A 21975-nucleotide genomic window follows, 5' to 3' on the forward strand; every position below is an offset into this window, starting at 1 on the left:
ATTAGAATATTCCTCCTCCCGGACGGATAACTTCATCGAAGCTCTTTCCGGCAATAAGTCCATCAATTTGGGTGTTAAGTTCAATCGCCACACCAACGACGATGATCAGTCCCGTTCCACCCAGAGCCATGCTCTGATCGGGAACAATCTTCAATAAAACAAGAGCGATTGGCAACGCCGCGACTAACGCAAGGGAAATCGCACCGATAACCGTAACCCGGTTGACCACTTTACCGACATAGCGTTCCGTTTCATTTCCGGGACGAATGCCCGGAATATACGAACCGTTCTTTTGAAAATTTTCCGCCAATTTCTCGGGGTTAATCTGAATCTTCGCATAGAAGAAAGTAAAGAGCACAACTAGGAATATATAGATAATAAATCCCCACGGCATCTGCCAAGTGGCATCGTTAAACCAAGGCATTTTAACTAGCGATGAGGTCGAGAAGACCTTCAGCCATTCCGCGTTGGTATCCGCTCCCGTAATGAAACTCACGATGACTTGCGGCGCCGTCATAATTGAAGAAGCAAAGATGACGGGGATAACTCCACTAGCGTTTACCTTAATTGGCAAGAAACTAGCTTTGGCATATTTAGCCATCTGCCCGCCTTTACCGGCATTTTGAACCGGTATGCGGCGTTGCGAACTTTCAATAAACGTAATAAAAGCAATAATAATGAGAAAAGCCAATAAATAGACTCCAAACTGAAGAGCTCCGGTTAAGATTCTTTCCGTCGTCTGACCAAATTTAGCGGCCAGCCATTGTGAATAGGCGCTCCGAATCTGATTCGGCAAAGAAACAACGATACCGGCGAAGATAATCATGGAAATACCATTGCCGATACCTTTAGTTGTAATTTGATCGCCCAGCCACATCGCCAGCATTGTTCCTGCCAGCATGATCGTCACAATGTAGGCATAGCCCCAAAACGATGTATCAGCCAGCGTAATATAACTGCTGTTTTCCATTGTTTTGATAATGCCGTATGCCTGAACGGCACCAAGCATCAAAGTCAGATAACGGGTAGCCATTTCCAGTTTTTTCCGGCCGTATTGCCCTTGCTTGCTTAATTCAGTAAGCGCAGGAAGCACGTCCATGGTTAAGAGTTGGACAATAATTTGAGCCGTAATGTAAGGCGAAACGCCGAGGGCGAAAACAGAAAAATTCTGTAGAGTTCCGCCGCCGAGCATATTCATCAAACTTAAAGCATCACTGTTCGCAAAAGAGAAATTATCGATGTTCACCCCAGGAACGGTAATAGCCGCTCCAATCCGGAAAACAAGTAAAATCATTATTGTGAAGAAAATTCGATCCACAATTTCTTTATTCTTAAAAATGGCTGCCAGTTTTTTCATATCAGATTACCTCAGTCGAACCACCGGCTGCTTTGATGGCCGCTTCGGCCGAGGCCGAGAATTTGTTGGCCTTGACGGTTAATTTCTTTTCAATTTTTCCATTGCCAAGCACTTTTACACCGTCAAATTCTTTTTTAACCAATCCCGCTTCTACAAGTTCGGTTGGAGTAATCGTCGCTCCATCCGCAAAACGGTTTAAGTCAACAAGATTAACTATCGCATAGGTCGTTCCCGCATTGTGGAATCCACGCTTTGGCAACCGCCGGAATAAAGGATTTTGACCACCTTCAAAACCGAGACGAGTATATGATTTACTACCACGTGAATTTTGACCTTTGTTACCAGTTCCGCCGTTTTTGCCTAAGCCCGATCCCGGACCCCGACCGCGGCGAGTACGCTTACTACGCGCACCATCGTTATAAACGAGTTCATTTAGTTTCATGATTTGCACCTCCTAGGTAAATGAGAGAAAGTCCTTAAGGACTATTTCCCCCGGAGCGCCTTCACTTGCGCGTATGATTTAAGGTTATCAAGTCCGTTGGTTGTCGCCCGAAGAATATTGAGCGGTTGACGTGAACCATAAACCTTTGAATAGACATTGCGAATACCAGCGAGTTCCAAGATCGCCCGCACAGGTCCGCCGGCGATAATTCCGGTTCCTTCAGGAGCCGGTTTTAAGAAAACTTGGCAAGAGCCAAATTTGCCGACGATCTCATGAGCAATCGTGTCGCCCTTGACCATTTCGACTTTGTGCATGTCTTTCTTGGCTAACTCTAGGCTCTTCTTAATTGCATCCGGCACTTCCGCCGCCTTCGCATTGGCAAAACCAAATTTGCCCTTGCCATCGCCAATGACGACAACAGCGGCGAAACGAAGCCGACGCCCGCCCTTAACGGTTTTCGAAATACGATTGATGGAAACAACCCGTTCTTCGTATTCCTTTACTTCCCGACGAGGACGACGTTGACCACGGCGGTCACCGCGTGAGCGACGATCACCACGAGGAGCACCATGTTGAGCACGGTTGGCTTTAGGAGCCTCTTCGCCACTAGTTTCAGAAACAACTTCTTCACTACCGGCAACTTCGGTTTCTTCAACCAATTCTTTTTTGTCTTCTACCATGTGTTGTTCCTCCTCTTAGAATTCAAGACCGGCTTTACGGGCACCTTCTGCGAGCGCCTTTACGCGACCATGATAGACATAGCCGCCCCGATCAAAAACCACTTTCTTAATATTTTTGGCTAAGGCAGCTTTTCCAATTGCCTCACCGACTAGTTCAGCCGCTTCCGCGTTGCCACCATTTTCAAGTTTCAAACTGAGCGAACTTGCCGCGGCCAAGGTAACACCCTTGACATCGTCAATTAACTGAGCCTCAATGTGCTTGTTGCTGCGGAAAACACATAAGCGTGGAGCCGAAGCCGTTCCCGAGATTTTTGCCCGCACACGAGCGTGCCGACGCATCCGGATGACATTTTTAGATTCTTTATTAATCATACCTAATTTCTCTCCTCTCGCCTATTACTTTTTACCGGCGCGTTTTCCTTCACGCCGTAAGATATACTCGCCTTGATAACGAATTCCCTTACCTAGGTAAGGTTCTGGAGGCCGAACACCGCGAATTGTCGCTGCCGTTTGACCAACTGATTGACGGTCAATGCCTTCAACCCAAATTTCGGTTGCGGATTTGACACTGATACTTGTTGTTGCCTCTTCGGGAGCAATGAAGACCGGATGGCTGAAGCCGATATCGAGTCGAACATTTTTTCCGTCTTGAGTCGCTTTGAAACCGATTCCTTCGATTTCAAGAACTTTCTTAAATCCTTGACTAACACCAACGATAGCGTTGTGTAAGAGAGCCCGAGTTGTCCCGTGATTCTCCCGATTTTGCTGATCGTCATTAGCCCGCTTGACATAAATTTGGGTGCCTTCTTCAACCACCGAAATATTTTCCGGGATTCGCACAACCAATTCGCCTTTGGCGCCTTTGACGGAGGCGACATTGCCCGACACGCTAACGGTTACGCCCGCTGGCACATCGATGACTTTGTTTCCAATACGTGACATGTGAGTTTCTCCTCTTTACCACACATAGGCAATGACTTCGCCGCCGATTCCTAAGGAACGAGCTTTCTTGTCGGTCATCAAACCTTGTGATGTAGATATAATGGCAATTCCTAATCCTTTTAAAACCCGCGGTAATTTTTCTTTCGAAACATTAACCCGAAGTCCCGGCTTAGAAATTTTCTTTAATCCGGAGATAACCCGGATGCCGCCGTCGCCATATTTTAGACTGACGGTTAAATTCTTCTTAACTTCACCTTCGACTTTGTATTCAACGATGAAGCCTTCTTCTTTTAATATTTTCGCAATTTGTGCTTTCATCCGGCTGCTCGGCATGGAAACCGATTCATAATGGAGCGCATTCGCGTTCCGGATCCGGGTAAGCATATCCGCGATTGGGTCTGTCATACTCATTCTCAGTTTCCTCCTTACCAACTGGCTTTCTTCATGCCTGGAATTTCGCCCTTATACGCAAGTTCGCGCAGGCAAATCCGGCAGAGACCAAATTTCTTGTAGACGCTGTGAGGACGCCCGCAGCGTTGGCAGCGAGTGTATTCCCGAACTTTAAACTTCTGTGGCCGGCTTTGCCGAACCTTAATTGATGTTTTTGCCATTCTGTGGTTCCTCCTTACTTATGGAAAGGCATGCCTAGTTGTTCAAGCAAGGCATACGCTTCAGCATCGGTCTTCGCCGTAGTGACGATGACGATATCCATACCCCGAATTTTACTTACTTTATCGTAATTAATTTCTGGGAAGATCAATTGTTCCTTAACACCAAGAGTGTAATTACCGCGGCCATCAAAAGCGTTTTTGCTCACGCCCCGGAAGTCACGGACCCGAGGAAGTGCAATGGAGAATAACTTGTCGATGAAGTCATACATCCGAACACCGCGAAGAGTAACCTTGCATCCGATTGACTGACCCTCACGCAGTTTGAAGGAAGCGATTGATTTTTTTGCCTTCGTAACCACTGGAGCCTGACCGGTAATATCCGCTAATTCACGGACGGCATCTTCAAGCGCCTTGGCATTAACCGTAGCGTCGCCGACACCGATATTGATAACAACCTTCTCCAGCGCAGGAACGTCCATAACTGAACTGTAATTGAATTTCTTCATTAATTCAGCCACAACTTCTTCCTTATAACGCTTCGCAAGGCGATTAACGATTTGGGCTTTAGGAGCTTCTTTTTTGGCTGCCTTTTTCTTAGGCGCTGCTTTTTTCACTTCCGCAACCGCTTCTTCTTTTGCTTCAACTTTTTTGACCGCTTTAGGGGCCGCTGCCTTTTTAACAGCCGGTTTCTTAGCGGTGGTCTTGGCGGCCGCTTTTTTGGCGGTAGTCTTTACTTCTTTTTCTTCTGCCATATCAACGGTCCTCCTTAATCCAATTTCGCGCCGCTTTTCGCGACCCGAACTTTATTTCCGTCTTTATCAACACTAATTTTAACCCGGGTGGCTTTCTTGGTCTTGGGATCAACTACCGCAACATTGCTGACATGAAGCGGAACGTAGATTTCAAGGATGGAGCCCTCCGGATTTTTTTGAGTTGGTTTCTTATGTTTCTTATGAACATTGACACCTTCAACAACAACTTTCTCCAATTTTGGATAAACGCGTTGAACGATGCCTTCTTTACCTTTATCGCTTCCCGCGATAACGATGACCTTGTCACCTTTTTTGATTTTCATCATGTGCGTTTCTCCTTATAGAACTTCCGGAGCCAACGAGATGATCTTCATTGCTCCTTCGCCTTTTTCTCGAAGTTCGCGGGCAACCGGACCGAAGACCCGGGTTCCCACTGGGGTGCCGTCATCATTAATTAAGACAATGGCATTGTCATCGAAGCCGATGGTTGAACCGTCAGCCCGTTGAATCGGCTTGACTGTTCGAACGATGATACCTTTGACGATATCCGACTTTTTAACTTTTCCGTTTGGTGAAGCGACTTTGACTGCGCAAAGAACGATATCACCGATGGTTGATGATTTCCGAGTGCTGCCTCCGTATAAATTGAAGACACGGACGGACCGGGCACCAGAATTATCCGCAACCACCAAGTTTGTTTCTTTCTGAATCATGACCTGTCCTCCTTACTCGTTTACTTCATGAGCAATTTCATCATCTGCGGCTTGCTCTTCCGCTAAGGCTTCTTTAACCGAAATATCCGCTTTGGTAAGAACCTTGACCAGCCGCCAACGCTTTAGGGCGCTGAGGGGGCGGGTGGCGGCAATTAAGACTAAATCGCCTTCTTTGGCTACGCCGTTCTCATCATGAGCATAATATTTCTTTCCGTATTTCACCCGCTTACCGTACTTAGGATGGCGCTTGTGGGTTTCAACGGAGACCACGATGGTCTTATTCATTTTGTCGCTGACGACTTCCCCAATCATCTGACGGGGACTTTTACGTGTTTCTTCCATAACCGGTCCTCCTATTTAATACCCAATTCCCGTTCTCTAATAACGGTATTGGTCCGGGCAATATCTTTCCGAACCCGAGTGATTTCTTTGCCATTTTCAAGTTGGCCAACTGCTTGTTTCCGCCGGAGGTTGAATAATTCTTCTTTTAAGGAATAAAGCTTCGCGGCTAAATCTTGATCAGTTAATTCACGAATTTCGCTGATTTTCATAATTATTTACCCTCCTTCCGGGCGACAATGCGGGTTTGGACGGGAAGTTTATAAGCGGCTAAGCGGAGTGCTTCGCGGGCTTGTTCTTCCGGAACGCCGCCAATTTCAAACATTACTGTTCCCCGTTTGACGACGGCAACCCAGCTATCTGGTGAACCTTTACCGGAACCCATACGGACTTCGGCTGGTTTTTTCGTTTTAGCAAGTTGTGGGAAGATTCTAATCCAAATCTGACCACTTCTTTTGGTGTATGAACTGAGAACGATACGAGCGCTCTCAATTTGACGATTGGTAATGTAATTACCGTTTAAAGCTTGGAGACCGAATTCACCAAAGTTGACTTCGGTGCCAGCTTTTGCCTTGCCTTCATAAGACAAAGTATGCGGGCGACGATACTTAACGCGTTTTGGTTGTAACATTTCGATTACTCTCCTTTCGCTTTATTCTCTTTTTTGCTGGGTAGAATTTCACCGCGGCAGATCCAAACTTTGACGCCGAGACGTCCATAAGTTGTGTGGGCTTCGGCTAAGGCATAATCGATATCGCTCCGAAGAGTATGAAGAGGAATGACTCCTTCTTTATATCCTTCACTACGAGCAATTTCCGCCCCGCCTAACCGACCGCTAACTAAGGTACGAATACCTTTAGCTCCAGCTTTACGAACCCGTTGAATCGCTTTCTTTTGCGCAATACGGAAGCTGGCACGCTCCTCTAATTGCTTGGCGATTGACTGGGCAACTAAATTGGCATCAAAATCTGGGTTCTTGACTTCAACCACATCAATCCGAAGAGTTCCGGTCTTGACCAGTTTAGCAAGTTCTTTCTTGATGCGATTAATGTTGGCTCCGTCTTGTCCGATTACCACACCGGGACGAGCAACAAAAACACTGACATTAACCGAATATCCGCTTTCCGCCGTGTTGACTCTTTCGATTTCAACATGTGAGAGAAGAGCATCTTTAAGGTTTTTGGTAAGATAACGGCGAATGACGATATCCTCCGCAAGGAAGGAAGCGAAATGTTGCTTGTTAGCAAACCAACGTGAACTCCACTGACGATTGATACCAATCCGCATTCCAACTGGATTAACTTTTTGTCCCATTGATTATTCCTCCTACTCTCTTTCCTTGACCACAGCGGTAATGTGGCATGTTCTTTTAACCAAGCCTGAAGCCGATCCTTTGGCCCGAGGCATAAATCTTTTCAGCCGAGCTCCCTCATTGGCATAAATCGCTGCAATGTAGAGTTTATCAGCTTCCATTTCGAAATTGTTTGTAGCGTTAGCTGCTGCACTCTTGATGACTTTCGCCACTTGCGAGGAAGCAGAACGATTGACATTAGCGAGAATGCCAAGGGCTTCGTTGACCGCTTTGCCGCGAACTAAATCGATAACAAGACGGACTTTGCGGGGGGTAATCCGCACGGTTTTAGCTGTCGCTGTCGCTTCCGTCACCGGAGTTTTTTCCGGAGTGGCTTCCACTTTTTTAGCTTCAGTTTTCTTTTCTTTCTTTGCCATGTGTCATTCTCCTTTACTTCTTAGACGTCGCTGCCGCGGCGGCCTTATCTTCAGCTGTATGTCCGGTGTGTCCTTTAAAGGTTCTCGTCGGAGCAAATTCGCCGAGTTTATGACCGACCATATCTTCCGTGACGTACACGGTAATGTGTTCGTGACCATTATAAACCGCAAAGGTATGTTCCACGAATGACGGGAAGATGGTTGAACGACGGGACCAAGTCTTAATAATTTCTTTTTTATTCGCTTTGTTGAGTTCATCAACTTTCTTTAATAAGTAGGCATCAGCGAATGGGCCTTTTTTCAAACTACGAGCCATTTCATTTTCCTCCTTTACGATTATTTGCCATTACGCCGGCGTACAATTAGCCGGGTTGAGGACTTCTTTTGTTTCCGCGTCTTAACACCTAAGGCACGCTTGCCCCAAGGAGTCCGAGGAGCATCACGACCGACCGGCGATTTGCCTTCACCACCACCATGCGGGTGATCATTCGGGTTCATAACTGAACCACGGACAGTTGGGCGCATACCTTTCCAACGATTTTTGCCAGCCTTACCTAAATTAATAAGGTTGAATTCTTCGTTGCCTACCGAGCCAACAGTTGCCCGGCAAGTTCCCAACACTTTACGAACTTCGCCTGATTGAAGACGGAGAATAACATATTTTCCCTCTTTACCAAGAATTTGTGCGCTTGTTCCGGCCGCACGGCACATTTGTCCGCCTTTGCCAGGAGCAAGTTCAATGTTATGAATTAAAGTACCTTCGGGAATATTTACTAGAAGCATAGCATTTCCGACTTTAACGTCGGTAGCCTCGCCACTGATAATTTCCGTTCCAACCACCATATCTTTAGCGGCGAGAACATAGCGCTTTTCACCATCTGCATAAACAGCGAGAGCGATGTTGGCGTTGCGATTTGGATCATATTCGATTGCGACAATCTTAGCGACGATTCCATCTTTATTGCGCTTGAAGTCAATTAACCGATATTTGCGCTTATGGCCACCGCCGATGTGACGGGTGGTAATCTTTCCGGTATTGTTCCGGCCACCGCTTTTCGAAAGAGAAACGGTAAGATTTTTTTCAGGAGCGCGTTTGGTAACTTCTTCAAACGTCGAATTGGTCATATTGCGCCGCGACGGAGTGTACGGCCGATAATTACGAATTGACATTTTCTTTTTCTCCTATATTTGCCTTATGGCTTATTCTTTGAAGAGATCGATAGCTTCGCCTTCGGCGACTTGCACGATCGCTTTCTTATAACCTGGGATACGGCCTTCATAACGGCCACCCCGGCGAGTTTTATTAGCCCGGACATTAGCAATGTTGACGCTTTCGACTTTAACGCCGAATACGGCTTCAAATGCCAATTTAATTTCCGTTCTATTGCTGGAAGCCGGAACTTCGATGGTAACCTTATTTTGGGCTTGCATCAAAGCCATGGTCTTCTCGGTAATAACCGGACGAACAATCGTATCGAATTGCTTAATGGTTGCCTTGGAAGTTTTAACAACTTCAGCAACTTCCACTTTCTTTTTTGCCATTATTTAAGTCCTCCTTCGAGATCTTTAAGTTCTTCTTTTAAGAAGACAACTTTGTCAGCGTTGAGAAGGTCATAAACCGCCACATTGGTCTTGTCGACTAATTTGACGAAGGGAAGATTGCGAACGGCTAAAGCGAGATTGTCGTTTTCCGCCACTAAGAGAATTTTGCCTTCAGCAGCGATAGCCTTTAAAAAGGAAACTGCCGATTTGGTTTTGCTATCTTCAAATTTGACACTGTCAACAATGATTAGGTCTTTGGCTGCGGTTTTAAGCGATAAAGCGCTGCGAAGCGCTAATGCATGCGCAGATTTATTTTGGCTTAAAGCGTAGTTTTGATTGCCATCTGGAGTGTGAACTTTTCCGCCACCGACCCAAATGGTTGAGCGACTGCTGCCGGCACGGGCACGTCCCGTACCCTTTTGCCGCCAAGGCTTTTTGCCGCCACCGGAAACTTCGCTCCGATATTTGGTTTTAGCCGTTGCTTGGCGTTTATTCGACTGATAGGTCTGAACGGCATCAAACATAACTTGATTATTTGGCTCAATGCCAAACACTTCGCCGGCCAGACGGACAGTTGTTGTTTTCTCGCCCGTTTGACTAACAACCGGGTAAGAAATGGTTTTAATTTTTTCTTCTGCCATCTTGGTGTCCTCCTTCGATTACTCTGCGGACCGATTGATAATCGGTTTCGCAACTTTCGGATTGCCCTTTTGTTCTTTAACCGCACTGCGAATTGTAACGAGTGATTTCTTTGGTCCTGGGAGCGCGCCCTTAATAAGAATGGCGTTCTTCTCTGGGAGTACATCGACGATTAATAGATTAAGAACAGTGGTTTGTTGGTTGCCAGAATGTCCGGCAGCTTTCTTTCCGGGGTGAATCTTAGCATCAGTACGACCGTTGGTTCCGGTGGAGCCACTGGTACGGTGGAAGCCTGATCCATGTCCCTTAGGTCCGATTGTGAAGTGCCAGCGCTTAATGCGACCGGTAAATCCGCGGCCTTTGCTCACGCCCGTAACATCAACAATTTCGCCCTTGGCAAATAAATCACAATTAATTTGTTCGCCAACTTGGAATTTAGCCAACTCATCGCCTTTAAGTTCGGCAAGTTCATACTTGGGAGTGGTGTTCGCTTTCGCAAAAATACCCTTCTCCGCCTTATTAGCGCGTGATTCTTTCTTTTCTTCATAGCCGACTTGAACAGCTTCATAGCCGTCCTTTTCAACAGTCTTGATTTGGGTGACAACGTTCGGTAAGACTTCGACGACCGTTACCGGATACATCGTTCCGTCTTCGGCGAACACCTGGGTCATTCCCATTTTACGTCCGAGAATTGATTTCATGATGTCCTGCCTCCTTATAGTTTAATATCGATATCAACGCCGCTAGGTAAGTCGAGCCGGCGAAGAATGTCGACGGTCTCTTTGGTTGGATTGACGATGTCAATTAACCGCTTATGGGTTCTGATTTCGAATTGTTCCCGAGCGTCCTTATATTTATGAACGGCCCGTAAAATAGTATAGACTTGCTTCTCCGTTGGAAGCGGAATCGGTCCGACGATGGTCGCACCTGATTTCTTCGCTGAGTCAATGATCTTTTCAACGCTCGCATCAAGGAGCTGATGATCATAGGCTTGCAAGCGAACACGGATTTTTTTCGTTTTAGCCATGAATTTGTTCCTCCTACACTTAACTGGCTTTGCCTCTTACGCTCTTTGCAAATTCCCCGACATCCATTCATGACAACGCTTGTGGGTGTGTCGGCAACCTCGCAAATCAACACGTGAAGCAACAGTGAAATCATACGCTCCAGACACCTATGCGTCAAGTAAAAATGCCTATTTATATAATAAAATCAAAAAAAATATGGTTACTACGACATCAAAAAAACTCGGTCATAGCCGAGTTCATAACTAAAAACAATCATTCATAAAGCACTATTTGTTGTCTGATTCTAGTTCAAAAACAACATTAGATGATGATTTTATCGCCTCTTCTTTTTGCTTGGCCAGCAGGGTTTTACGGCGTTTTTCGCCTTCGCCGTAGGTGTAGACGCATCCGCAATACAGCTGATGATAAAGATTGTATGTGTTCACCATTTTATCGCGTAATTCCTGTCCGCCCGCCTTCTTAAAATCGCTAAAAAAATATTTAGTTCTGCTATGGCTTTTTTCAAGTTCAGCCCCGATGGCATTTAATACTTGCGAATCTTTTTGCCGTGATATAGTCATAACGGTTGTAAAGAAATCAAACCCCTCGCGCTCGGCAAAGTTATAAGCAGCTTCCATTCGCGCCCGATAGCAAACAAAACATCGCTTGCCACCCTCTTTTTCTTTAGCAAGCGGAGCAAGAAATTTTTGGGTGTAATCAGCATTGTCATATTGGGGGGTGATAATGTTGACTTTATGGTGGTAGTCCCGCTCAAAATCGAGCAAAAAATGTTCCAATTCCTCCAGTCGCCTTTGAAATTCGAACTGCGGGTAAATATTTGAATTGTTGAAATATACCGTTACGTCAAAATACTGTGTCAGAAAAACCAGAGGACTGGTTGAGCAGGGACCGCAGCAAACGTGCATTAAAATACGCGGTCGTTTATGACTTATTTTAATTTTTTCAATAATAGTTAATGATTCTTGATAGTAATTAATCTTTCCCGCCATATATAAACATCGCGTCTCCAAAAGAGAAGAAGCGATATCCACTCCTTACAGCATGATTATAGCACGCCAAAATAAATTCCCGACCTGCCAGTGAGCTAACCAGCATAACCAAGGTTGACTTAGGAAGATGGAAATTTGTAATAAGCGCATCAATACCAAGAAACTTATATCCCGGTGTGATAAAAAGATCGGTCGAACCACTGCAACCAACAAATTTTCCATATTTTTGCATCACAGCTTCGAGAGTTCTCGTCGAAGTGGTACCGATGGCAATAATTCTTCGGCCTTCGCCTTTGGCCTTGTTTAATTTTTCCGCCACATCTTCTTCCATTGAATAATATTCGGAATGCATTATGTGATCTTTTGTGTCCTTGACTTTCACCGGACGAAAAGTTCCCAAGCCGATGTTTAGTGTTATATCATAAACTTCAATTCCCTTTGCCTTAATGCGCGCAAATAACTCATTTGTAAAGTGAAAACCCGCTGTCGGCGCTGCCGCCGATCCTTCAACCTTGGCATAAACTGTTTGATAGGAGGCATACTTTTCCGCACTGTCTTGAATATACGGAGGTAGGGGAATGGTTCCCAAGCGTTCGAGAATTTCCATAAAAACTCCGTCAAATTCAAATGTTAAATGGCGGATTCCTTCGTCGAATGAACCGACGCAGTGCGCGGTGAGCAAGGAGCCATCGCCAAATGCCAGTTTCGTTCCCACTCTTACCGCTTTGGCGTTTCCTAGTAGACACTCCCAAGTTGAATGATCAAGTTGCCGCAGTAATAAAACCTCAACACGGGCTCCCGTGGGTACTTTGGTTCCAATTAAGCGAGCCGGAATAACTTTTGTATTATTCCGAACCAGCACATCCCCCGGTTTTAGATAGTCAATGATGTCATAAAAATGCTTATCTTCATAGGTTTTATTAAAGAAATTAGCCACTAGTAGCCGTGAATCATCCCGCTTCTGCTCAGGATATTGAGCAATTTGAGATTCGGGAAGATAATAGTCGAACAAATCGATATCCATATTTAAAAGCCTCTTTCATCACCATATTGGGCGAGAATTTTATTCTTATATTCAAGAAAACAATCATTTTTTATCGCTTCCCGGGCTCCTTCCATAATTCGGATTAAAAATCGTAAATTATGAATACTTAAAAGCCTTTTCCCAAAGGCCTCATCCGTAACATAAAGATGACGGAGGTAAGCTCGGGAATAATTACGGCAAGTATAGCAATCGCATTCCGGATCAAGCGGAGTGAAATCATCTTTGTATTGAGCCTTGCGAATGTTAATTCTTCCCTGTGAGGTCATCAAAGTTCCGTGTCGTGCAATGCGAGTAGGAAGAACACAATCCATCATATCGATGCCACGGGCAACGCCTTCCAAAATATAATCCAAAGAACCGACTCCCATGAGATAACGGGGTTTATCTTCCGTTAGATAAGGAAGCGTCATGTCCAGCATATCAAAGCAAACTTGTTTGGGTTCACCGATAGATGTTCCGCCGATAGCATAACCCGGAAAATCCATCTTCACCAACTCCTCGGCACAGTGCCGGCGAAGATCGGGAAAAGAACTTCCCTGAACAATTCCGAAAAGTGCCTGATCTAAGCGTTTATGAGCGGCAAGTCCCCGTTGCGCCCAGCGAAGAGTGCGCTCGGTTGATTGCTTAGCATAGGAGTAATCGGCCGGATAATGGATACATTCATCAAATGACATAATAATATCCGCGCCCAGTTTTTCTTCAATCTCGATAGCTTTTTCCGGTGAAAAAAATAACTTGTCCCCATTGAGATGATTTTTAAAAGCCACTCCTTCTTCACTGATTGAACGATTTTCCGCAAGTGAAAATACCTGGAAGCCGCCCGAGTCTGTCAAAATTGGGCCTGACCAGTTCATAAAGTGGTGAAGCCCTCCCGCCCGAGCAATTATATCTTCCCCTGGCCGGATTGATAAATGATAGGTATTAGCGAGAATTACGCCTGCCGCCATATCTTTAAGTTCTTCTGGAGATATCGTTTTTACAGTCGCCAAAGTTCCAACCGGCATAAACATCGGTACTTCTACCACACCATGCGGAGTATGCAAAAGACCATATCTGGCCTTCGAATTTTTGTCGACATGTAGTATTTCTAAATAAAAATCCTTCATTTAAACCTCATTTGTTTATTCGCCGCGAACGTAGTAAACGGTGAAAGTATTGATTTTGACTAAGAGGATAAAAAATTAGTAACCCGATGACCATTACTGTCGCTTCTCCGATTGCCACCTGACCGGAACTAAGCCAAAAGGGCAATCCCAGTACGTAATATAGTTCTAATCCAACGACCGGAGCATTGATTAACACTGGAAAAATGCTAGCAATCCACAATCGCTTTGAATAGACGACCAGAAGTGAACTGACAATTGTGGCTCCCGTCCCAAAAATCATGTCCGGAATCTGCATGGGTGAAAAATAATTACTAATAAGACACCCAAGGCTTACGCCAATCACATATTTCGGATTAAAGAAACACAGCAGAACAAGAATCTCGGCTATTCGGAATTGAATTCCCAGGTAAGAGAAACCGGAAGTAACGATTGTCACGACTGCATATGCCGCCGCAATCATCGCATTATCCGTGAAATCACGGACTGTCATTTTGCTCATAAAAAAATCTCCTTGTTTTCTTGAAGGTGGTTAAGCAAGGACAACACCTTCGTCTGAAATAAGACTAGCAACTATCAAACGAATGTCAACAAAATAATGATGTCAAATGCGTTTTTTTAGTTCTTCTAAAACCATTTGGCTGGCTAATTTGGGGTTGGCTTTTCCTTGACTCTTCTTCATAACTTGGCCAACCAAAAATCCCAGAGCCCGGTCTTTGCCGTTGCGGTAATCATCGATTGACTGAGCATTGGCATCTAAAACTTCACTTACAATCGGCAGTAGGAAACTATCATCGCTGATTTGAATCATATGGTTGTCATTTGCGATTTTTTCCGGGTCATCCAAAGAAAGAAGCATCTTTTCAAATATTTCGCGGCCTTGTTTGTTGGATACTTTGCCCTCATTAATGATATTTACCAAATCGGCTAAACGCTCGGGCGATATTGAAAATTCCTCAATTTTAATTATTTCACGATTAAGATAGCCACTCACATCTCCAATAATCCAATTGGCCAAAACTTTATAGTTTTTAGTGTATTTGGCGGCTTGATCATAATAATCGGCAATTCCCTGGTCCAAAAGCAATACTGAAATATCATACTCGCTCAAGCCATAATTTGCAGTGAAGCGCCGAACTTTTTCATCGTACAACTCAGGACAGGTGGCAATAGCCGTTTTAACGAACTGCTCGGATAAGACAATCGGAGTGATGTTCGGTTCCGTAAAATACTTGTAGTCAACCGCATCCGTTTTAAGACGCATCCTGATCGTAGCCTTTTCCGCTTCATCATAACGACGTGTTTCCTGAATCACTTTTTTGCCCGCCAAGAGAATCTCTTCCTGACGTTTTACTTCATAATCAAGGGCCCGCTCAATATTGGCGATACTGTTGAGATTTTTTATTTCCACCTTAGTTCCAAATTTTTCACTGCCAACCGGACGCAGGGAAACATTAACATCACAACGGAGCGAGCCTTCTTCCATCTTTCCATTGCTCACTCCCGAATAAGTGACGATTTCTCTAATTTTCTCAACATATTTCATCGCCTCAAGACCGCTGCGGATTTCGGGTCGAGAAACGATTTCAATTAGGGGGATACCCGCCCGGTTATAATCAAGGAGCGTGCAATCGGTTAGATGGTGCTGCATGCAGGTGTCCTCTTCCATATGTAAACGCTCAATGCCAATTCGTTTAACTGTGTCATTCACCTTTACTTCCAAATAACCATCACGGCCAATGGGGCGCTTGTCTTGAGTAATCTGATAGCCCTTCGGCAAATCACTATAAAAATAATTTTTACGGTCAAAAACAATCGTATGATCTATCGTCATATGTAAGGCATTACTAACTCTTATCGCATTAATTACGGCTTGTTTATTAACCGCGGGCATAATTCCCGGAAAAGCCATATCAACCGCATTTACCAGTGAGTTTGGCGCGGCGTTGAAGTCGATTGGCGCTGAAGAAAACATCTTCGATTTAGTCTTCATTTCAACATGGATTTCAAGGCCGATAACTGCTTCAAAGTTCATAATCATTCATCCCTCCCGCTGCATAGTCCCTTAAGGCCGGTTATTTGTTCAGCCACTAAAGCAATCGACAAAACGGTACTTTCTTCAAAGGGGCGTCCCATAATATTAATACCGAGAGGCATACCTTTTTCGATTGATAAAGGAATCGTAATTGACGGCAAGCCGGCAAAATTTCCCAATGCCAGATGATTGTCGGCAACTAGGTAAGTATCGGATAATTTGTCGGCATCTTCATGAAATAACGGGGCAATTGACGGAGCCGCCGGAAGGATAATCGAGTCATTGTCGGCGAGGATGGAATTAACCGCGTCCACAATTAATTTTCGCGCTTTCTGTGCTCTTAAGAACAGCACTTCTTGATTTTCCTTCATAAGCGCGAAACTGCCAATCACAAAGCGGCGCTTAATAAGTTCGGAGAAACCCTTTGTCCGAGCGTTGGTCATAACTTCTTCATAGGTGCTTCCGCCGAAGCGAGGGCCAAATTTAACCCCGTCTAAATTCGCATTATTACTCGTAGCTTCCGCACAGGAAATAACAATATATGTCGGATAGATGGCATTGAGAAGTTTAGCATCCATTTTGACATGATTAATATGCGCTCCTTCAGCCGCCAATTTATCCAGTAAGGAATTAAAATCATTAAGATTTTGTTTATCTTTAATGGAGCTGACTATATTGTCAATAACGGCTAATTCTTTTCCCTTAACGCCCGAAAAAGAAGCGCTGTATTTTTCCACTTTCCGTGAAGAGGAAGTAGCATCCTTGTCATCGCGACCGGCTAAAACCTCAAGCGCTAAAGCGGCATCGAGCACGGAACGGGTAAAATATCCGACGTGATCAAGCGAAGGGGCAAAAGGAAAGAGCCCAAAACGAGAAATCCGTCCCCAGGTTGGTTTGAAGCCAACCAGGCCACCAAAAGAAGCCGGTTTACGAACCGAATCTCCGGTATCCGAGCCCAAGGCAAAAGGAACTATTCCCGCCGCAACGGCGGCGGCCGAGCCACAGGAAGAACCACCCATCATTCGTTCGTGTTTCTTGTCCCACGGATTATAGGTAATGCCTTTATGTCCAGTCGTTCCGCTTCCTCCCATCGCTAGTTCATCAAGCGTGGTTTTACCAATCAGAACCGCCCCTTGCTTCTTAAGACGAGCAACCACTTCAGCGTCGAAGACCGGGCGGTAGCCATTTAATATATCTGAACTGGCGGTACTTTCAACATTCTGTGTTGAGTAATTGTCTTTTACTAAAACCGGAATTCCCCAAAAAGGGGCATCCGCTTGAGGCTCACCAAGGCTTGATGCCGCCTCCAAAGCTTCCTTCTCCATTGAAGCTTCTAAAACGTTATTTTCATCTTCCTTTAAAAGCCGGATTGCTTCTTGAACAAGTTCTAAAGGAGTGACTTCCCTTTTAATTAGTAAATCATGCAGTTCGGCTACGGAATAAAGTGAATATTTTTTCATAATCATCCTACCACCTTGGGAAGTTTGATTTGATTATCAAGTACTTCTGAAGCATTACGAAGCACCTCTTTTACCGGAAGAGGTTCGGTGGGGACATCCTCCCGCATAAAGTCGGTTTCACTCGCAAACGGAAAGGTCATCGGTTGAGCATCATCCACTCCGTCGATATGTCCAATTAAATCCATCTGGCGCGTAATGATTTTAAACTCGTCGAAGAGTTTAGCGTATTGCTCATCGCTCATATCGAACATTAATCTTTGAGCGGCATCTTTTAAAACATCAATTGTAATTTCTTTCATATAAAGTCCTCTACATTCCTAAATGAGATATAAACTCGTCTTCATCCATCGTTAGCACACCTAATTTTTGCGCCTTGTCCAATTTGCTTCCCGCCTCATTGCCGTAAATGACAATGTCCGTTGCTTTGGAGACACTTCCGCTGACATGAGCTCCAAGATTTTCTAGCATCTCCGTTGCTTCGCGGCGGCCATATTTTTCAAGTGTGCCCGTTAAAACAACCGTTTTATTCGAAAAGAAAGAATCGCTTCGAACCATCGGCCCTAAATAGTTCATATTTACACCAACATTATCAAGGCCCTTAATCATTGCCCTATTATGCTCATCATGGGCATAGTCAATGATTGATTGGGCGGCCACCGGTCCGATATCATCAATCGCACATAGTTCATCATACTCCGCTTCTAACAAGCGATTAAGCGATAAATATTTAATTGCGAGAATTTTAGCGGTTTTCTCCCCAATTTCACGAATTCCCAGTCCAAATATGAGCCGCTCAAGCGATTGATTCTTTGACGCTTCAATGGCCAATAGAAGATTATCGATTGACTTGTGCGAGAAACCATCCATCTCAATGATAGCTTCCCGATGCTCATTTAAATGATAAATGCTTGGAATATCTACTAAGAAATGTTCATTAAAGAAGAGTTCGATAATTTTTTCTCCGAGTCCATCAATGTCCATAGCCGGACGAGATGCAAAATGGATCAGAGCTTCAACATTTCGGGCCGGGCAATTTTCATTGGGGCAAAAATGCATTGCTTCAACTTTTATCAACGGCGTACCACACTCTGGACAATGGGTAATCATCGCAAAAGGTTTCTCATCGCCAGTTCTTTTTCCCTGCGAAACCCCAACCACTTCCGGAATGACATCGCCGGCTTTTCTTAAGATTACCTGATCGCCCACGCGAAGTTCGCGTTCTAAGATGAAATCCTCGTTATGTAGAGTTGCTCTTTGAACTAAAGATCCCGCTACCCGTACAGGGGAAAGAACCGCGTTGGGAGTTATTTTCCCCGTTCTTCCGACAGTGAAAACAATATCTTTTAAAGTCGTGGTTACCTCTTCGGGTGGAAATTTGTAGGCAATAGCCCAACGAGGAGTTTTAGCGGTATATCCCAGCACATCCCAATCATCGATGTTATCAACTTTAACCACGATACCATCAATATCATAAGCAAGCGTTGGCCGCTTTAAGGTATATTCTTTTATGTACTCTAAAACCTCTTCAATTCCATTACAAATTCTTCGTTCAGGGTTTGTTCTAAAACCAAGTTTTTGAATAAAATTAAGTGCTTCGCTGTGTGAATGAACTTTAAATTCGTCAGCATTGACGAAATAGTACCAATAGGCATCCAGTTTCCTTGAGGCCGCAACCGAACTATCGAGGTTACGAATACTCCCCGCAGCGGCATTGCGGGCATTGGCAAAAAGCGGTTTCCCATCGCTACTTTGAAGGCGATTTAACTCATTCAAAGAGGCTTTCGGCATATAAACTTCCCCTCTGACTTCTAAAGGGGCGCTTACGGATATTTTAGTTGGAATCGACTTGATAGTAATGACGTTGCTGGTCACATCTTCACCTACGTCACCATCGCCTCTAGTAGCCGCGTAATTGAGTCGTCCGTCTCCATAGTCGAGGCTCATGGCCAGCCCATCAATTTTCATTTCCGCCATATATTTAATTGGACCATCCGTGCCTAACAGCTCTTTTACCCGGTGATCGAAATCAATCATTTCGTCCTCATTAAAAGCATTCGCCAATGATATCATCCGGCGTTTATGCTTCACTTTTTTGAACTCGCTTATTACTTGACCACCCACTCTTTGCGAAGGGGAAAGCGCATCGTAGGCTTCGGGATGTTCTTTTTCAAGCATCGTAAGTTCATTCATGAGCCGATCATATTCTGCATCACTGACCGATGGATTATCAAGTACGTAATACTCGTAATTGAATTTTTCTAATGTGGCGCGCAACTCTTTTATACGAAGCAAATCATTCATGAAAGATCACCTTCATTCTTTACCTTTTCCAAAGATGGATGGTTGGCCATCATGCGCTTGCGGCCAACAGTCTCGAAATCAACATCAAGAATACTATTGTCGATAACTTCAATTACTCGCCCGCGGCCAAAGACTTTGTGATAAAGATAATCGCCTTTTTGCCACGTTTCCCCGTTAACTTTTTTATCTTCCGTCGGTTTTGATCCGCCGCCAAACTTCTTATCCGTAAATAGCGGCGTATCATCGCTTAATGACGAGTGATAGTTACGATGAATTTCAAAGTCAAGCTTTGCTTCTTTAAAGAAGCGACTGGGAATTTTTTTAGCCTGGAGCACATATGAATAATCGGCATTACAGGATAAATATAACCTTTTTTCCGCCCGAGTAAAAGCCACATAACATAAGCGGCGTTCTTCCTCCAGCCCAATATAGCCGTTTTCCTCTAAACTACGATTGCTGGGAAAAACGCCTTCGTTTAATCCAACCACAAAAACATATGGATATTCTAGACCCTTCGCCGTATGGACCGTCATCAGCGATACGAAATCTCCACTTCCCATTTCGTCCTGGGCACTTTGCAAAGTTATATTGTTAAGATAATCGATAAACGTTCCGTCTTGATTGTTTTTTATATAATTCAGTGCATCACTAAATAAAGCTTCAATGTTTTCCAGCCGCTCGGGTCCCTCTTCCTTATCTTCAATTAAATAATCAAAATATCCAACTTCGCGAATGTATTCACGCAGAATATCGGAAAATATTTCCTGATTGGCATTCAATTTTTTGGCGTAAAAGTCAATAGTCTTAGCTAGAGAGGTCAAGTTCGTCAATAGTTTCTCTCGCAGCGAACTCTGAAATTCATCCTTATAAAATAAAAGATATTCCAATAAAGAATATTCATTTTTTCTTGCTTCATCCTTTAATAAAGCCAGTGATTTCTCACCAACGTTGCGCCGGGGAACATTCACCACTCTTTCAAAGGAAATGTCATCTTTCGCATTGATCAACAGATGCCAATAAGCAACAACATCTTTGATCTCCTTCCGTTGATAAAATCGAATACCGCCATATATGACATAGGGAATATGCCGATTGGTAAACGCCGTTTCAAACGGAAGCGTCAAATAACTAGAACGATATAATAAGGCCACTTTTTTATAAGAAAATTCCGGATCGATGGCCTTCAAACTATTGATTTGGTCGGCCACCCAAGAGGCTTCTTCGTCGCCGGAAAATGTTCGCTTAATAACCACCGGATTACCCTTTTCATTTTCGGTAAAAAGGTCTTTTTTAACCCGCTTTTTATTATTGTCAATCAGTCGGTTGGCCGCTTCGAGAATGCTTTGAGTAGAACGGTAGTTACGATCAAGAATAATGGTTTCTAGTGCTGGAAAACGCTTGTCAATATCAAGGATAATGTTTTGATTTGCTCCCCGCCACGTATAGATTGTCTGATCGGGATCGCCAACCACATATAAGGCTGTTGTTGGTTTAAGCAGATAAGTAAGAAGCTGGAACTGAACATCATTTGTATCTTGGAACTCATCAATCAATATGTGCTGATAGCGATTTTGCCACTTAATGCGCGTGGAAGGAAAATCACGAAGAATTTGAATGGCCTTCAACAGCAAATCATCAAAATCAAGCATAAACATCGCCGCTAAGCGCGACTCATATAATGACCAAAGGTGGCGGCATTCTTTTTCTCGCGGAAAGCGTTCTACTTTGCTCTCAGTATCATCATCCGGATAGAGGCCCAACATTTTTTTATTGGAAAGATATGCTAAAGACAATTTGATGATTTCATCGGATTTTTGATACCCTTCTTCACTAGCTATCGTCTTCATTAAGCGCTTTTGATCATCTTCATCTAAAATAGTAAAGGTCGACGGGTAGCCAATATTGGTAATCTCTTCACGCAAAAAACGAGCGCAAAAAGAATGGAAAGTCATGACTTTTAAATACGCGCCCATATCTTCGGGAACTAGCGTTTTAGCCCGTTCGCGCATTTCATTCGCCACTTTGTTAGTAAACGTGATGGCGAGTATATTCCAAGGGCGAACTTTCATTTCTTCAACCAAAAAGGCAATACGATATGTTAAGACCCGGGTCTTACCGCTCCCGGCTCCGGCAATTATCCGTACATTTTGTGAGGCCGTAGTTACAGCTTCATATTGGCGCTCATTTAATAATTTTTGAAAATCCATCTTTAATACCACTCTTTAAATAACTTCATTATTTTACCATATTTAGGAAGGGTATTGATAGC

At 44.2% G+C, this 21975-nt stretch carries 28 protein-coding genes and 2 pseudogenes; all 30 read right to left on the reverse strand.

All coding sequences use genetic code 11. The annotated features are described in order from the left end of the window. Position 1 precedes the first annotated feature (1 nt). Positions 2 to 1357: a preprotein translocase subunit SecY gene (gene secY / locus PKC96_00315; protein ID HML99768.1), complete on the reverse strand. Its 1356-nt coding sequence runs from the start codon at positions 1355 to 1357 to the stop codon at positions 2 to 4. Between the two features lies 1 nt (position 1358). Further along, a complete protein-coding gene (gene rplO, locus PKC96_00320; GenBank protein HML99769.1) occupies positions 1359 to 1799 on the reverse strand; it encodes a 50S ribosomal protein L15 in 441 nt (146 codons plus the stop codon). Between the two features lie 41 nt (positions 1800 to 1840). Further along, positions 1841 to 2323 (reverse strand): annotated as a pseudogene (gene rpsE / locus PKC96_00325) (30S ribosomal protein S5). Positions 2324 to 2494: 171 nt separating this feature from the next. Beyond that, positions 2495 to 2851, reverse strand: a complete 357-nt coding sequence (rplR, locus tag PKC96_00330; GenBank protein HML99770.1) for a 50S ribosomal protein L18 — start codon at positions 2849 to 2851, stop codon at positions 2495 to 2497. Positions 2852 to 2875: 24 nt separating this feature from the next. Continuing rightward, on the reverse strand, positions 2876 to 3421 hold the full coding sequence (gene rplF, locus PKC96_00335; GenBank protein ID HML99771.1) for a 50S ribosomal protein L6: 546 nt from the start codon (positions 3419 to 3421) through the stop codon (positions 2876 to 2878). A gap of 15 nt (positions 3422 to 3436) precedes the next feature. Then, positions 3437 to 3832: a 30S ribosomal protein S8 gene (rpsH, locus tag PKC96_00340; GenBank protein ID HML99772.1), complete on the reverse strand. Its 396-nt coding sequence runs from the start codon at positions 3830 to 3832 to the stop codon at positions 3437 to 3439. A gap of 14 nt (positions 3833 to 3846) precedes the next feature. After that, entirely contained in the window at positions 3847 to 4032 is a 186-nt protein-coding gene (locus PKC96_00345) for a type Z 30S ribosomal protein S14 (protein ID HML99773.1), read from the reverse strand. A gap of 14 nt (positions 4033 to 4046) precedes the next feature. After that, positions 4047 to 4589 (reverse strand): 50S ribosomal protein L5, encoded by a 543-nt coding sequence (gene rplE / locus PKC96_00350; protein ID HML99774.1) that lies wholly within the window; start codon positions 4587 to 4589, stop codon positions 4047 to 4049. 209 nt (positions 4590 to 4798) lie between these two features. After that, a complete protein-coding gene (gene rplX / locus PKC96_00355) occupies positions 4799 to 5107 on the reverse strand; it encodes a 50S ribosomal protein L24 (protein HML99775.1) in 309 nt (102 codons plus the stop codon). 15 nt (positions 5108 to 5122) lie between these two features. Then, positions 5123 to 5497, reverse strand: a complete 375-nt coding sequence (gene rplN, locus PKC96_00360; protein HML99776.1) for a 50S ribosomal protein L14 — start codon at positions 5495 to 5497, stop codon at positions 5123 to 5125. Positions 5498 to 5578: 81 nt separating this feature from the next. Then, positions 5579 to 5839, reverse strand: a pseudogene (rpsQ, locus tag PKC96_00365) (30S ribosomal protein S17). An 11-nt stretch (positions 5840 to 5850) separates the two neighbouring features. Beyond that, the gene (gene rpmC, locus PKC96_00370) at positions 5851 to 6048 is read right to left on the reverse strand and encodes a 50S ribosomal protein L29 (GenBank protein ID HML99777.1); all 198 of its coding nucleotides are present in this window, start codon (positions 6046 to 6048) and stop codon (positions 5851 to 5853) included. A 2-nt stretch (positions 6049 to 6050) separates the two neighbouring features. Then, entirely contained in the window at positions 6051 to 6467 is a 417-nt protein-coding gene (gene rplP / locus PKC96_00375; protein ID HML99778.1) for a 50S ribosomal protein L16, read from the reverse strand. Between the two features lie 5 nt (positions 6468 to 6472). Next, positions 6473 to 7150: a 30S ribosomal protein S3 gene (gene rpsC, locus PKC96_00380; GenBank protein HML99779.1), complete on the reverse strand. Its 678-nt coding sequence runs from the start codon at positions 7148 to 7150 to the stop codon at positions 6473 to 6475. 12 nt (positions 7151 to 7162) lie between these two features. Continuing rightward, the gene (rplV, locus tag PKC96_00385) at positions 7163 to 7564 is read right to left on the reverse strand and encodes a 50S ribosomal protein L22 (GenBank protein HML99780.1); all 402 of its coding nucleotides are present in this window, start codon (positions 7562 to 7564) and stop codon (positions 7163 to 7165) included. A 13-nt stretch (positions 7565 to 7577) separates the two neighbouring features. Further along, positions 7578 to 7880: a 30S ribosomal protein S19 gene (rpsS, locus tag PKC96_00390; protein HML99781.1), complete on the reverse strand. Its 303-nt coding sequence runs from the start codon at positions 7878 to 7880 to the stop codon at positions 7578 to 7580. Between the two features lie 20 nt (positions 7881 to 7900). Then, positions 7901 to 8734: a 50S ribosomal protein L2 gene (gene rplB, locus PKC96_00395; protein ID HML99782.1), complete on the reverse strand. Its 834-nt coding sequence runs from the start codon at positions 8732 to 8734 to the stop codon at positions 7901 to 7903. Positions 8735 to 8764: 30 nt separating this feature from the next. Continuing rightward, the gene (rplW, locus tag PKC96_00400) at positions 8765 to 9106 is read right to left on the reverse strand and encodes a 50S ribosomal protein L23 (protein ID HML99783.1); all 342 of its coding nucleotides are present in this window, start codon (positions 9104 to 9106) and stop codon (positions 8765 to 8767) included. Then, on the reverse strand, positions 9106 to 9747 hold the full coding sequence (rplD, locus tag PKC96_00405) for a 50S ribosomal protein L4 (GenBank protein HML99784.1): 642 nt from the start codon (positions 9745 to 9747) through the stop codon (positions 9106 to 9108). Before rplD ends, rplW begins: the two co-directional genes overlap by 1 nt. A gap of 18 nt (positions 9748 to 9765) precedes the next feature. Next, positions 9766 to 10449, reverse strand: a complete 684-nt coding sequence (gene rplC, locus PKC96_00410) for a 50S ribosomal protein L3 (GenBank protein HML99785.1) — start codon at positions 10447 to 10449, stop codon at positions 9766 to 9768. A gap of 11 nt (positions 10450 to 10460) precedes the next feature. Then, positions 10461 to 10772, reverse strand: a complete 312-nt coding sequence (rpsJ, locus tag PKC96_00415) for a 30S ribosomal protein S10 (GenBank protein HML99786.1) — start codon at positions 10770 to 10772, stop codon at positions 10461 to 10463. 267 nt (positions 10773 to 11039) lie between these two features. Further along, positions 11040 to 11762 (reverse strand): epoxyqueuosine reductase QueH, encoded by a 723-nt coding sequence (locus PKC96_00420; GenBank protein HML99787.1) that lies wholly within the window; start codon positions 11760 to 11762, stop codon positions 11040 to 11042. After that, positions 11746 to 12786, reverse strand: coding sequence for a tRNA preQ1(34) S-adenosylmethionine ribosyltransferase-isomerase QueA (queA, locus tag PKC96_00425; protein ID HML99788.1), 1041 nt, complete (start codon positions 12784 to 12786; stop codon positions 11746 to 11748). Before queA ends, PKC96_00420 begins: the two co-directional genes overlap by 17 nt. A 2-nt stretch (positions 12787 to 12788) precedes the next feature. Beyond that, entirely contained in the window at positions 12789 to 13913 is a 1125-nt protein-coding gene (tgt, locus tag PKC96_00430; protein HML99789.1) for a tRNA guanosine(34) transglycosylase Tgt, read from the reverse strand. Between the two features lie 7 nt (positions 13914 to 13920). Further along, complete coding sequence (locus tag PKC96_00435; protein ID HML99790.1) at positions 13921 to 14412, reverse strand: QueT transporter family protein; 492 nt, start codon at positions 14410 to 14412, stop codon at positions 13921 to 13923. Positions 14413 to 14514: 102 nt separating this feature from the next. Then, positions 14515 to 15945 carry an Asp-tRNA(Asn)/Glu-tRNA(Gln) amidotransferase subunit GatB gene (gatB, locus tag PKC96_00440; protein ID HML99791.1) on the reverse strand — a complete coding sequence of 477 codons (1431 nt, stop codon included), beginning with the start codon at positions 15943 to 15945 and terminating at the stop codon, positions 14515 to 14517. Positions 15946 to 15947: 2 nt separating this feature from the next. After that, the gene (locus PKC96_00445) at positions 15948 to 17405 is read right to left on the reverse strand and encodes an amidase family protein (protein ID HML99792.1); all 1458 of its coding nucleotides are present in this window, start codon (positions 17403 to 17405) and stop codon (positions 15948 to 15950) included. A gap of 2 nt (positions 17406 to 17407) precedes the next feature. Beyond that, positions 17408 to 17704 carry an aspartyl/glutamyl-tRNA amidotransferase subunit C gene (locus tag PKC96_00450; GenBank protein ID HML99793.1) on the reverse strand — a complete coding sequence of 99 codons (297 nt, stop codon included), beginning with the start codon at positions 17702 to 17704 and terminating at the stop codon, positions 17408 to 17410. A gap of 10 nt (positions 17705 to 17714) precedes the next feature. Continuing rightward, positions 17715 to 19706 (reverse strand): NAD-dependent DNA ligase LigA, encoded by a 1992-nt coding sequence (ligA, locus tag PKC96_00455; GenBank protein HML99794.1) that lies wholly within the window; start codon positions 19704 to 19706, stop codon positions 17715 to 17717. Next, on the reverse strand, positions 19703 to 21913 hold the full coding sequence (locus tag PKC96_00460; protein ID HML99795.1) for a 3'-5' exonuclease: 2211 nt from the start codon (positions 21911 to 21913) through the stop codon (positions 19703 to 19705). The genes ligA and PKC96_00460 overlap by 4 nt, the downstream gene beginning before the upstream one ends. Between the last annotated feature and the right edge of the window lie 62 nt (positions 21914 to 21975).

The sequence above is a fragment of the Bacilli bacterium genome, from assembly GCA_035326105.1.
In the GTDB taxonomy this organism is placed as follows: Bacteria; Bacillota_I; Bacilli_A; order RFN20; family CAG-826; genus UBA7706.